Source organism: Actinoplanes sp. NBC_00393, assembly GCF_036053395.1.
GTDB lineage: Bacteria > Actinomycetota > Actinomycetes > Mycobacteriales > Micromonosporaceae > Actinoplanes.
Window position 1 is genome coordinate 7,037,421 of the sequence record NZ_CP107942.1, and the last position, 12,715, is coordinate 7,050,135.

A 12,715-nucleotide genomic window follows, 5' to 3' on the forward strand; every position below is an offset into this window, starting at 1 on the left:
TTCTGTCCCACCCACACGGGGATCAGACCCGTGCCGGCGGGGATTCGACCCCCTACACCTAGTTGAGCTGGGCGTATAAAGGTCCCTTCCCACGGTAGCCGGTGTTGAAACATCACAGCGGAGTTACGTACGCCCCCGTGATGCCACCGTCGACGACGAACTGCGAAGCGGTCATGAACGAGGCGTCGTCGCTCGCCAGGAAGGCCACCGCTGCGGCGATCTCCGCCGGCTCGGCGAACCGGCCCATCGGCACGTGGACCAGCCGGCGGGCGGCCCGTTCCGGGTCCTTGGCGAAGAGGTCCATCAGCAGCGGGGTGGCCACCGGCCCGGGGCAGAGCGCGTTGATCCGGATGCCCTCGCGGGCGAACTGGACGCCCAGCTCCCGGGTCATCGCGAGCACCCCGCCCTTGCTGGCGGTGTACGCGATCTGTGACGTGGCCGCGCCGAGCAGGGCGACGAACGACGCGGTGTTGATGATCGAGCCCTTGCCCTGCCGCTGCATGTGCGGGATCGCGTACTTGCAGCAGTAGAAGACCGAGGTCGTATTGATCTTCAGAACGCGTTCCCAGGCGTCGATCCCGGTGACCAGGATCGAGTCGTCGTCGGGCGGCGAGATGCCGGCGTTGTTGAACGCGATGTCCAGCCGGCCGTGCCGTTGCACGACGCCGTCGAAGAGCGCCCTGACCTGCTCCTCGTCACTGACATCGCAGGCCACGAACTCGCCGCCGACCTCCTCGGCGATCGCCTTGCCGGACTTGTCGGAGATATCGACGCAGACGACGAAGGCTCCTTCGGCGGCGAACCGCCGCGCGGTGGCCAGCCCGATCCCGCTGCCGGCGCCGGTGATGACAGCGACCCGGTCCTGTAAACGCTCCACCTAATCCCCCATCGAAAAGAACACGTTCTTCACATCGGTGAACGACAGCAACGCGTCCGGTCCCAGCTCACGGCCCAGACCGGATTGCTTCATGCCGCCGAACGGCGTCCAGTAGCGAACCGAGGAGTTGCTGTTCACGCTGAGCGCCCCGGTCTCCACCGCCCGGGAGACCCGCAGCGCCCGGCCCACGTCCCGGGTCCAGAGCGAGCCGGACAACCCGTATTCGGTGTCGTTGGCCAGCCGGATGGCGTCGGCCTCGTCCCGGAACGGCAGCACCGACACGACCGGGCCGAAGATCTCCTCCCGCCAGTGCCGGTCGGCGGCCGAGTGGGCGAGCAGCACGGTCGGCGGGAACCACCAGCCCCGGTCGGACGGCGCCGAGCCCCGGAACGCCACGTCGGCGTCGTCGACATAGGACGCCACCGCACGACGCTGACCGGAGGAGATCAGCGGCCCCATCTCCGACATCTCATCGGAAGGGTCCAGTACCCGGAAATCCCGGACAGCGGGCTCGAGCAGCGAGAGGAACTTGTCGTACACCGACGCCTCGACCAGCAACCGGGAGCGCGCGCAACAGTCCTGACCGGCGTTGTCGAAGACCGCGCCCGGCGCGGCGGCAGCCGCGGCCGACAGGTCGGCGTCCGCGAAGACGATGTTGGCGCTCTTCCCGCCCAGCTCGAGCGTCACCCGTTTCACCTGGTCGGCGCAGCCGACCATGATCGACTTGCCGACCTCGGTGGAACCGGTGAAGCAGATCTTGCGGACCGCCGGATGGGTCACGAACCGCTGCCCGACGATGCTCCCCTTGCCGGGCAGCACCTGGAGGACGTGCTCCGGGAACCCGGCCTCCAGAGCCAGTTCGCCCAGGCGGATCGCGGTCAGCGGGGTCAGCTCGGCGGGCTTCAGCACGACGGTGTTGCCGGCCGCCAGCGCCGGGGCGAAACCCCAGCCGGCGATCGGCATCGGGAAGTTCCACGGCACGATGATCCCGACCACGCCGAGCGGCTCGTGGAACGTCACGTCCATCCCGCCGGGCACCGGGATCTGCCGGCCGATCAGCCGCTCCGGGGCGCCCGCGTAGTAGTTCAGGACGTCCCGGACGTTGCCCGCCTCCCAGCGCGCGTTGCCGATGGTGTGGCCCGCGTTGCGTACCTCCAGCTGCGCGAGCTCCTCCAGATGCTCGTCCACCACCGCCGCGAATCGGCGCAGCAGCCGCGCCCGGTCCCCGGGCGCCACCTGGCGCCAGGTGGCGAAGGCTTGCGACGCACGCTCGATCGCCGCATCGGTCTCTTCCAAACCCAGCGACGGTACGGTCGTGAGCACATCCCCGGTGGCCGGGTTGAGCACGTCAGTCACGCCTTGATCATCCTCTCCGGTGTGCGAGTTCGTCGGCGCGTTCTTCCACACACCTAGAGGCGCTCGAATCCGCGCCGCAGCTCCCAGTCGGTGACCGCCGCGTCGTAGGCGGCCAGTTCGACCCGGGCCATGTTGGCGTAGTGCGCGACCACGTCCGACCCGAACGCGGCCTCCGCCACCCCGCTGCCGGCCCACAGATCGGCCGCGTCGCGCAGCGTGCCCGGCACCCGCTCGGCGGCCTCGTCCTGGTACGCGTTACCGACGAACTCGTCCTCCAGAGTCAGGTCGTTCTCGATCCCGTGCAGCGCGCCGGCGATCAGGGCGGCGATAGCCAGGTACGGGTTCACGTCGCCGCCCGGCACCCGGTTCTCCACCCGCATCCCCTGCCCGTGCCCGGCGATCCGCAGCGCGCAGGTCCGGTTGTCCACGCCCCAGCGCAGCGCGGTCGGCGCGAACGACCCCGGCTGGTACCGCTTGTACGAGTTGATGTTCGGCGCGAAGAGCAGGCTGAACTCGCGCATCGTGGCGAGCAGCCCGGCCAGGACCCGCTGCCCGGTGTCGCTGAGGTGGGCCGGCCCGTCGCCGAGCATCGCCGACTTCCCGTCCCGTCCGCGCAGCGAGAAGTGGATGTGGCAGGAGTTGCCCTCGCGGTCGTTCGGCTTGGCCATGAAGGTCAGCGACATGCCCTCCTGGGCGGCGATCTCCTTCGCGCCGTTCTTGTAGATCACGTGGTGGTCGGCGGCGGTGAGCGCGTCCGCGTACCGGAAAGCGATCTCGTGCTGACCGAAATTGCACTCGCCCTTGGCGCTCTCCGGCACCAGGCCCGCGCCGTACATCTCGTTGCGGATCCGGCGCAGCAACGGCTCCACCCGGGAGGTGCCCAGGATCGAATAGTCCACGTTGTACTGGTTGGCCGGCACCAGGTCGCGGTAGCCCTTGGTGAAGGCGTGCTCGTAGCTGTCCCGGTAGAGGACGAACTCCAGCTCGGTGCCCGCGTACGCGGTCAGACCGTGCGCCGCCAGCCGCTCGAGCTGACGGCGCAGGATCTGCCGCGGGGAGGGTGGCACCGGCCGGCCCGACGTGTCGGTGAGGTCGGCCAGGACCATCGCCGTGCCGGGCAGCCACGGGACGCGGCGCAGCGTGGCGAAGTCCGGCCGCATCACGAAGTCGCCGTAACCGGTGGACCAGGAGGACATCTCGTACCCGTCGACGGTGTTCATGTCGACGTCGACCGCGAGCAGGTAGTTGCACCCCTCGCTGCCGCCGGACACCACCTCGTCCAGGAAGTACCGTCCGTGCAGTCGTTTGCCCTGGAGACGGCCCTGCATGTCGGTCAGTGCCAGCAGCACCGTGTCGATGCTGCCGTTGTCGACGGAGACGTCGAGTTCCTCAAGGTCCATGAATCCCAGTCCTATCAGTCGTTGCCGGACGGCATGGTCTGCTCGCCGTGCGCGGCCTTCTCGATCAGGTTCTGCTTCGGCCCGGTGAACCACTTCCGTGCGCTCGCGAACCACCAGATCGCGGCCGCGCCGACCACCACGACCACGGCGACGATCGTGTAGTTGAGGGTCTTCCACTCGAACGGATACCAGGTCGGCAGGACGAAGAGCACGCAGATGATCCCTACCCAGACGATCGCGATCCAGCCGATCGGGGCGCTCCATCTTCCGAGATTCCAGGGACCGGGTACGAAGTCCGGGTTCAGACGGCGCAGCAGAACCGGGCCGACGTACGCGATGTAGAGCCCGATCACCGCGATCGAGGTGGCCGCGGCGTAGGCGGTGGTGTTCCACAGCGACGGCAGCACCAGCAGGGTGGAGAGCGTCACGCAGAGCCAGATCGAGTTGGTCGGCGTACCGGTCCGGGTGTTGACCTTCTTCCAGATTCGCGAACCGGGGATCGCGTCGTCGCGGGCGAAGGCGTAGGACATCCGGGAGTTGGCGGTGACCGAGGCCATGCCGCAGAACCACTGCGCGACCATGCAGATGAGCAGCAGGAACGTGCCGGTGTCGTGGCCGACCGCGTCGATGAAGATCTGCGCCGGGGGCAGGCCGAGATCGGTGGCGAGCTGCGCGTCGTAGTCCTGGATGGACCAGGTGATCGCGAAGAGCAGCACGAAACCGGCGATCACCGACACCACCACGGACATCACGATGCCCCGCGGCGCGGCCCGGGCGGCGTCGTGCGTCTCCTCCGCGACGTGCGCCGAGGCGTCGTAGCCGGTGTACGTGTACTGCGCCATGAGCAGGCCGATGAGGACGGCGTAGACACTCGCCCCGGCGAAGGTGAAGCCGGTCTCGTTGCGCACCTCGAAGAAGACCTCGGAGATCGGCTTGTGCTGGTCCGGGATGATCGCCAGCGCGCCGACGATCACCGCGACGCCGACCAGGTGCCACCAGGCGCTGATGTCGGAGAGGACCCGGACCAGGTTCACGCCGAAGGTGTTGAGCAGGCCGTGCACCACGATGATGACTAGGAAGATCAGGAACGTCCGGCCGGCGGTCACCTCCATGTCGAAGGTGAGGCTGAGGAACGCCGACGTGGTGATGGCGGCGCCGAAGTCGATCGCGGCGGTCACCGCGACCTCACCGAGGAAGTTGAACCAGCCGATGAACCAGGCCCATGCGGCCTTGTTCCGTTTCGCCAGCGCGGCGGCCCACCAGTACAGCGCGCCCGCGGTCGGGTAGGCCGAGCAGACCTCGGCCATGGCCAGGGCCACGAAGGTCACCATGATGCCGACGAACAGCCAGCCCAGGGTGATCGCCATCGGCCCGCCGGCGTTCATGGCGATCCCGTACGAGGTGATCGCACCGGCCAGGATGGAGATGATCGAGAAGGAGACGGCGAAATTGGAGAAGCCGGACAGCCGGCGGTGAAGTTCTTGTTTGTAACCGAGCTGGGCGAGTCGTTCTTCGTCGGTAGTGGAGGCGATGCCTGGATCAGCGCTCATCTGAGTGCTCCCTTGCCCGCAGGGTTGTGACCTGAGCCACGCGATGCCGTGATGATCGCCCCGCGTTGTTACAGGCGTCAATGACGGTGGGTTAATTGCGTTGCCCGGCCCCGGGCCCGGTGCGAGCCTGAAGTCAGGCCAGGGCTGCTCGGACAGCCCTCCCGCGGCGGCGCGGGGTGCGGTCACCTCTCTCTCCCGCGCGCAAGCGCCCGCCCCGCGCCGCCGCACCCAAGACATCGATGAACGAGAACGTTTCCGCAGCTAGTCAGACCTTTCGCGGAAAAAATCTACAGCGGCGACACTAGAAATCGGGCTCGCGGCGGCATACATTTGGCTTGTCGGCCACGGCCGGCACTGCAACAAGGCACAGTCGCTGAGTTGGAGAAGGAGGACGAGATACCGCAGCAACGCGTAATCACCACGTCCCCGAACCGACAAGAGGTGATCGCAGCCGATGCCCAACACTCCGGTCGACTGCTAGCGGCACGCAGCCGGTCGACCACATGCGCCGACAGAGTTCGGCACAAGAATTGAAAATCCAGGGCCCCGGTTACCCGCCGGGGTCCTGGACCATGTGGTAAGGAGATCATGGACAGAGACGCGCCGACCTACAGCATGGGGCGCGCCGCCGAGCTGATCGGCGTGACGCCCGCCTTCCTGCGCAGCCTGGACGACGCCGGCCTGATCGCGCCGGAACGCTCCGACGGCGGTCACCGCCGCTATTCCCGCCACCAACTCGACCTCGCCGCCCGCGTCCGGCAACTGCTCGACGAGGGCATCCTGCTCACCGCCGCCTGCCGCATCGTCTTGCTGGAGGACCGGCTGGCCGACGCGCACCAGCGGATCGCCGACCTCGGCGGCAAGCTGCGCCCCGGCGAGCACACCAGCATCCCCGGGCAGACCCGTCGCGACCTGGGCGCCACCCGCTACTACTCGGCGCCCCGCCCGGAACGGTCGCCCTCCGCACCCTGACCCGGCCTGGCCACCCGCATCCATGACGTGCGATCGTCACCCTCATGCCCCCCGTGATTGCCGACGACTGGCGGCGGCCAGGTCCGACCCCCACCCAGCGCCGCAACGACGTCTGGATCGGGCTCGCGGTAATGGCGGTCGCGGTCCTCAACCTCTTCCTCTCCCGCAGCGCCGGCATCCTGCACAGCGACGACGTGCCGGCCCGCGCCGAGCAGATCGCCTGGGCGGTCGGCACCACCCTGCCGCTGGCCTGGCGCCGCCGGTGGCCGGAGGCGGTCGCGATCGTGATGTCGGTGCTCTTCATCGGCAGCCAGTTCCGGGGCGCCCAGGAGCAGCAGGTCGCGTCCTACGCCCTGTTCGCCGCCATCTACACGCTCGGCGCCTGGGGTCCGGACCACCGGCGGTCCCGGTTCATGCGCCTCGGGATCATCGCGGCGATGTTCGTCTGGCTCACCGTCTCGTTCCTGACGACGGTCGACGAGATGACCAGCGCGGACTTCTCCGGCGCCTCCGGGGAACTGCCGGCGCTCTGGTCGCTGGTGTTCAACATCTACGGACTCAACGTGGTCTTCTTCGGCTCGGTCTACCTGATCGGCGACGCCGCCTGGAACAGCGCCCACCGGCAGCACCAGCTGGAGAACCAGGCCGCCGAACTGCGGGCGGCCCAGGCCGCGGCCGCCGAACGGGCGGTCATCGGCGAGCGCGTCCGGATCGCGCGGGAGCTGCACGACGTGGTCGCGCACCACGTGTCAGTGATGGGCATCCAGGCCTCCGCCTGCCGGCGCGCGATGGACAAGGACCCGGCCCGGGCCCGGACCGCGCTCACCGCGATCGAGGACGGCGCCCGGACCGCGGTGGACGAGCTACGGCGGATGCTGGGCGCGCTGCGCGCCTCCGGAGCGACCACGGACACCGCGGCGGCCGGGATCGACCGGATCCCACAGATCGCCGACAACGCCCGCGACGCCGGGCTGGCCGTGCAGTACGCCGCGTACGGCGAGCAAGTCGCCCTGCCCGACTCGGTGTCGCAGGCCGCGTACCGGATCGTGCAGGAGGCGGTGACGAACACGCTCAAGCACGCGAACGCCACCAGCCTGGACATCCGGGTCCGGTACCTGAGCGGCGGCGTGGAGCTGGACGTCACCGACGACGGCCGGGGCGGGGCGCCGGGCGCGGCGGGCGGGATGGGTCTGATCGGCATGCGGGAGAGGGTGGCTGTGCACGACGGGGAACTGGAACACGGTCCGCGCGGCGGCGGGGGCGGTTATCGGGTGCGGGCTCGTCTGCCGTACGCCGCCGCACTCACCACCGCCGGAGGGAAGCCATGACGATCAGCGTGCTGCTCGCCGACGATCACGCGCTGGTGCGTACCGGATTCCGGGTCATCCTCGAGATGGAGGACGACATCACCGTGGTCGGCGAGGCCGCGGACGGCGCCCAGGCCACCGACCTGGCGCTGCGGCTGCGGCCGGACGTGGTGCTGATGGACGTGGAGATGCCCGGCGTCGACGGGCTGGAGGCCACCCGCCGGATCGCCGCACAGGGCGGTCCCTCGGTGCTGATCCTGACCACCTTCGACCGCGACGACTACCTGTTCGCCGCGCTGCAGGCCGGGGCCAGCGGGTTCCTGCTGAAGAACGGCACGCCGGAGGCCCTCACCGAGGCGGTCCGGGTGATCGCCGCCGGCGACGCTCTGCTGGCACCCGCGGTCACCCGCCGGGTCATCGCCGAGTTCAGCACGCCCCGGCCGCGGAACCCGGAACCGGGCGCCCGCCTCGACGAGCTGACCCCGCGCGAGCACGAGGTGCTGATCCTGCTGGCCGGGGGCGCCACCAACGCCGAGATCGCGACCGAGCTGCACCTCGGTGAGACGACCGTGAAGACGCACGTCAGCCGGGTGTTGACCAAGTTGGGGGCGCGGGACCGGACGCAGGCGGTGGTTCTCGCGTACGAGCTCGGGGTGGTCCGTCCTTCGCAAGGATGACCCGGCCGGGTCGTTCCCGCGCCGGACGACACAGACATAGATCAACGCCTAGCGTGAGTTCATGACCACCGTCCTCAACGTCGATGCCGTCAACCGGTCCTTCGGCGATCGCCAGGTCCTCAAGGACGTGTCGTTCGCGGTGGAATCCGGCCGGCTGACCGGGTTCGTCGGTGCCAACGGCGCCGGCAAGACCACCACCATGCGGATCATCCTGGGCGTGCTCGCCGCCGACTCGGGCGCGGCGACCTGGAAGGGTGCGCCGATGAACCGGGCCATCCGGTCGCGCTTCGGCTACATGCCGGAGGAGCGCGGGCTCTACCCGAAGATGACCGTCGCCGAACAGGTCGTCTATCTGGGCCGGCTGCACGGGATGAGCACCGGGGACGCCAAGCGCAACACCACCGGCCTGCTCGAGCGCCTGGAGCTGGCCGAACGGGCCGGAGACCCGGTGGAGAAGCTGTCGCTCGGCAACCAGCAGCGCGCCCAGATCGCCGCGGCGCTGGTCCACGACCCGGAACTGCTGGTCCTGGACGAGCCGTTCTCCGGTCTGGACCCGCTCGCCGTCGACAACGTCGTGACGGTCCTGCGCGAACGGGCCGCCGCCGGCACCGCGGTGCTCTTCTCCAGCCACCAACTGGACGTCGTCGAGCGCCTCTGCGACGACCTGGTGATCATCGCCGACGGCACGATCCGGGCCGCCGGCAGCCGCACCTACCTGCGTGAGCAGTACGCGTTGCCGCGCTACTCGGTCGAGGTCGGCGCCGACGCCGGCTGGCTGCGCGACGAACCCGGGGTGACTCTGGTCGAGCTGGACGGCCCGCGCGCCGTCATCGACCTGGACCCGGTGACCGACGACCAGCAGGTGCTGCGGTCCGCCCTGGCCCGCGGCCCGGTCCGCGCGTTCGGCCCGGTCCGCCCCTCCCTCGCCGAGATCTTCCGAGAGGTTATCCAGTGACCACGTTCCAAGCCACCCGGCTGGTGGCGGCCCGGGAGCTCCGCGCCAAGCTGCGGGACAAGGCGTTCATCTTCAGCACGTTGTCGTTCCTGTTCATCCTGATCGCGTCGATCGTCGTGCCGACCCTGCTGGAGAGCGGCCCCACCAAGGTCGCGGTGACCGACACCGCGTCGGTGGCGCCCCTGCAGCAGGCCGGTATGGAGGTCCAGCAGGTTCCCGACGAGGCGACCGCCGAGCAGCTGGTGCGTGACGGCGAGGTGGAGGCCGCGGTGGTCGCCGGGCCCCGGGTGATCGCCCTAGAGGACGCGCCGGGCGACGTGGTGGACGCGCTGAGCACCGCACCCCCGGTCGAGCTGCTCGACGCCCCGGCGTTCAACCCGGCCCTGGCGATCTTCGTGCCACTGGCCATCGCCATGCTCTGCTACATCACGTCGCTGCTCTTCGGGCTGCAGATCGCGCAGAGCGTGGTCGAGGAGAAGCAGACCCGGATCATCGAGATCCTGGTCTCCAGCATTCCGCCCCGGGCGCTGCTCGCCGGCAAGGTCGCCGCGATGACGCTGCTCGCCTTCGCCCAGATCCTGGTACTGACGGTGATCGCCCTGGTCGGCACCACGATGACCGACATCGACAGCGGCCTGCTCACCGCACTCCGGCCGGCTCTCGGCTGGTTCGTGCCGTTCTTCGTGCTCGGCTTCATCATGCTGGCCGCGATCTGGGCCGGCACCGGCGCGCTCGCCGCCCGCCAGGAGGACCTCGGCAGCACCTCCGGAACGGTGCAGATGGTGGTGCTCATCCCGTTCTTCGCGGTGATCTTCCTGCGGGACAACGCCGCGGCCCTGCAGTTCCTCTCGTACTTCCCGTTCTCCGCGCCGATGGCGATGCCGATCCGGATCTTCCAGGGTGACGCCGCCGGATGGGAGCCGTTCGTGGCGCTGGCGATCCTGGCGCTCACCTCGGTCGCCCTGCTCGCGGTCGGCGCCCGGATCTACGAGGGTTCGCTGCTGCGCACCAACACGCGGACGTCCTTCGCGACGGCGTGGCGCTCCCGCTCGACGGTGAGCTGAGACGCCCGTTGCAGGTGCCGGGTCGATGATCCCCAGTCGGTGGACATCGCCCGGCACCTGCGGGCAGGATCAAGGACATGTCGATGCGCTGGGGCATGACCGTGCCGCTCAGCGGCGTCTCGCTCGCCGAGCACGCCGCCGTCTACTCGGCCCTGGCCGATGCGGGTTTCACCGACGTCTGGTCGGCGGAGGTGGCCGGCACCGACGCGTTCACCCCGCTGACCCTGGCCGCCGCCTGGGAGCCCCGGCTGCGGCTGGGCACCGCGATCGCGCCGGTCTTCACGCGGGGACCGGGCCTGCTGGCGATGACCGCGGCGGCGCTGGCCGAGACCGCGCCGGGCCGGTTCCAGTTCGGCATCGGGGCCTCCTCGCCGGTGGTCTCCGGCGACTGGAACGCTGCCGACTTCGTGAAGCCGTTCGCGCGCAGCCGCGACATGCTCCGCTTCCTGCGCGCGGCGCTGGCCGGCGAGATGGTCGACGAGCAGTTCGAGACGTTCCGGGTGCGGCGCTTCCGCCTGGAGCGGCCGCCCGCCACCCCGCCGCAGATCATGCTGGCTGCGCTGCGCCCGCAGATGCTGCGCCTCGCCGCCGCCGAGGCCGACGGCGTGATCCTCAACTGGCTCTCCCCCGGCGACGTCGGCACCGCCCTCGCCGAGACCAAGGCGGCCGGGCCGGGCTTCGACGTGGCGGCCCGGATCTTCGTGATCCCGACCGAGGACATCGGCTACGCCCGCACGATCGGCCGTCGCATGATCACGTCGTACCTCACCGTGCCGGCGTATGCGGCCTTCCACCGCTGGCTCGGCCGGGAGACGGTGCTGGCCCCGATGTGGCAGGCGTGGGAGTCCGGCGACCGTAAGGGCGCGCTGGCCGCGATCCCCGACGAGCTGGTCGACGAGCTGATCGTGCACGGGTCACCCGAGCAGTGCCGCGAGCGCGTCCAGGCGTATGCGGAGGCCGGGATCACCGTCCCGGTCATGGCGCTGACCCCGACGCCCGAGCTGGAGCGCGGTGGCGCGAAGGCCCTGGGCGAGCTGATCGCCGCGCTCGGCCGCTGACCCCTCAGCCGCCGTCCGGCGCCTCCCGCAGCTGTTCCAGCAGCTCGCTCTGGACGGCCGCACCGCGTTCGGCCGCCCGCGGTTCGCGCTTCCGGTTAATCCGTTGACCCTGATGCCAGGCTGAGGGCATGTCGATCGAGATCAGACCATTCACTGCCGCCGACATCGATGCGGTCGTCGAGTTCGCGTTGCGGGCGTGGGCGCCGGTCTTCGAGTCCTTCGAGAAGGTTCTCGGGCCGGAGATCTTCCCGCTGGCGTATCCGAACTGGCTGGAGTCGCAGGCCCGCGACGTGACCCGGACCTGCACCGAGCACGCGGAGCACACGCTCGTGGCGGTCCTCGACGGACGGCCGGTCGGGTTCGCCGCCTCGATCTACGACGAGGGCGCGTCCAGTGGGGAGATCGAGATGATCGCGGTCGACCCGGAGCACCACCGGCAGGGCATCGCCGCCGCGCTGATCGAGGAGTCACTCGGCCGGATGCGCGCGGCCGGGCTCAAGCTGGCCGGCGTCGGCACCGGCGGCGATCCCGGGCACGCGCCGGCCCGGGCCGCCTACGAGAAGGCCGGTTTCACCCCGCTGCCGCTGGTCCACTATTACCAGGCGCTCTGAGCGCAACCATCTGCTTGAGCCCGGCGGCCGCGTTGTGGCCGGGACCAGGCAGCCGGATCGCGCGGCTCGGCGGGACGGGGTAGTCGGGTTTCGGGGCGGGGAAAACCCGTACCGATAGAAAAGCGCACCCCGGGTGAGCATCCCGGGGTGCGTGCTCTCTGGGGGGTCACTCGCCGTCGGCGAGGATGGCGTAAAGCTTGCGCTTCGTCTCGTTGAGCACCTCCAGCGCCTTCTGGCGCTGCTCGGGGGTGCCGGTGAAGCCGACCTGCTTGAGGGCGCTCATGATGCCGACCGCCGCGTCGCGGAAATCCTGCACCTGCGACATCGCGTCGGCGCCGAACTGGGCCCACGGCGGATTCTGCGCGGCGGCCTCGGCCTCGGGCCGGCCGTCGGCGGTGAGCTGGTAGCTCTTGCGGCTGCCCTCGGCGGTCGCCTCGATCAGGCCCTCGTCCTCCAGCATCTGGAGGGTGGGGTAGACCGAGCCGGGGCTGGGCCGCCAGATCCCGTTGGTGCGGGAATCCAGCTCCTGGATGATCTCGTAGCCGTGCATCGGGCGCTCCAGGAGCAGCGCCAGGATCGCCGGCCGCACGTTCTGCCGGGAGCCGCGGCCACCTCGGCGCGGGCCGTGCCGGCCGAACTCGGGCGGCGGGCCGCCCGGGCCGCCGGGGCCGAAGGGGAATCCGGGTGGGAAACCGAAACCGCGTCGGCGGGCCTCGCCGGCCCAGCCACCGCGTCCGTGCCCACGCTCACCATCGTGCATGTACCTCATGACCTTCTCCGTTCTGTTGGCGATAGTTAGACGATATATCGGCGAACAGTCGAGGGCAAGGGTTTCTGGGAACGATGGGTTGCGGTACGTGTCGGGCCGCTCGGATCTGGCAATCTGGT

General features: G+C 69.9%; 12 protein-coding genes. 7 read left to right on the plus strand and 5 right to left on the minus strand.

Annotated elements, in window-relative coordinates; translation table 11 throughout:
• Positions 1–112: 112 nt before the first annotated feature.
• Genes OHA21_RS32525 through OHA21_RS32540 form a run of 4 tightly spaced genes read right to left on the minus strand, consistent with a single transcriptional unit; the run spans position 113 to position 5,183 of the window.
• Entirely contained in the window at positions 113–877 is a 765-nt protein-coding gene (locus OHA21_RS32525; RefSeq protein WP_328461440.1) for a 3-oxoacyl-ACP reductase, read from the minus strand.
• A complete protein-coding gene (locus OHA21_RS32530; RefSeq protein ID WP_328461442.1) occupies positions 878–2,233 on the minus strand; it encodes an aldehyde dehydrogenase family protein in 1,356 nt (451 codons plus the stop codon).
• Between the two features lie 53 nt (positions 2,234–2,286).
• Positions 2,287–3,633: a glutamine synthetase family protein gene (locus OHA21_RS32535; RefSeq protein ID WP_328461444.1), complete on the minus strand. Its 1,347-nt coding sequence runs from the start codon at positions 3,631–3,633 to the stop codon at positions 2,287–2,289.
• A 14-nt stretch (positions 3,634–3,647) separates the two neighbouring features.
• On the minus strand, positions 3,648–5,183 hold the full coding sequence (locus OHA21_RS32540; protein WP_328461446.1) for an amino acid permease: 1,536 nt from the start codon (positions 5,181–5,183) through the stop codon (positions 3,648–3,650).
• A gap of 588 nt (positions 5,184–5,771) precedes the next feature.
• Here OHA21_RS32540 and OHA21_RS32545 point away from each other — a divergent pair.
• The 7 genes from OHA21_RS32545 to OHA21_RS32575 all read left to right on the plus strand — a co-directional run bounded on the left by OHA21_RS32545 (position 5,772) and on the right by OHA21_RS32575 (position 11,827).
• A complete protein-coding gene (locus OHA21_RS32545; protein ID WP_328461448.1) occupies positions 5,772–6,155 on the plus strand; it encodes a MerR family transcriptional regulator in 384 nt (127 codons plus the stop codon).
• A 44-nt stretch (positions 6,156–6,199) separates the two neighbouring features.
• On the plus strand, positions 6,200–7,483 hold the full coding sequence (locus tag OHA21_RS32550; protein ID WP_328461450.1) for a sensor histidine kinase: 1,284 nt from the start codon (positions 6,200–6,202) through the stop codon (positions 7,481–7,483).
• Positions 7,480–8,139: a response regulator transcription factor gene (locus tag OHA21_RS32555; protein WP_328461452.1), complete on the plus strand. Its 660-nt coding sequence runs from the start codon at positions 7,480–7,482 to the stop codon at positions 8,137–8,139. The genes OHA21_RS32550 and OHA21_RS32555 overlap by 4 nt, the downstream gene beginning before the upstream one ends.
• A gap of 61 nt (positions 8,140–8,200) precedes the next feature.
• Entirely contained in the window at positions 8,201–9,094 is an 894-nt protein-coding gene (locus tag OHA21_RS32560) for an ABC transporter ATP-binding protein (RefSeq protein WP_328461454.1), read from the plus strand.
• On the plus strand, positions 9,091–10,158 hold the full coding sequence (locus tag OHA21_RS32565; RefSeq protein ID WP_328461456.1) for an ABC transporter permease: 1,068 nt from the start codon (positions 9,091–9,093) through the stop codon (positions 10,156–10,158). The genes OHA21_RS32560 and OHA21_RS32565 overlap by 4 nt, the downstream gene beginning before the upstream one ends.
• Positions 10,159–10,235: 77 nt before the next feature.
• Positions 10,236–11,216, plus strand: a complete 981-nt coding sequence (locus OHA21_RS32570; RefSeq protein WP_328461458.1) for an LLM class F420-dependent oxidoreductase — start codon at positions 10,236–10,238, stop codon at positions 11,214–11,216.
• A gap of 128 nt (positions 11,217–11,344) precedes the next feature.
• Complete coding sequence (locus OHA21_RS32575) at positions 11,345–11,827, plus strand: GNAT family N-acetyltransferase (RefSeq protein ID WP_328461460.1); 483 nt, start codon at positions 11,345–11,347, stop codon at positions 11,825–11,827.
• A 166-nt stretch (positions 11,828–11,993) separates the two neighbouring features.
• Here OHA21_RS32575 and OHA21_RS32580 read toward each other — a convergent pair whose 3' ends face one another.
• Entirely contained in the window at positions 11,994–12,596 is a 603-nt protein-coding gene (locus OHA21_RS32580) for a PadR family transcriptional regulator (RefSeq protein WP_328461462.1), read from the minus strand.
• Positions 12,597–12,715 lie beyond the last annotated feature (119 nt).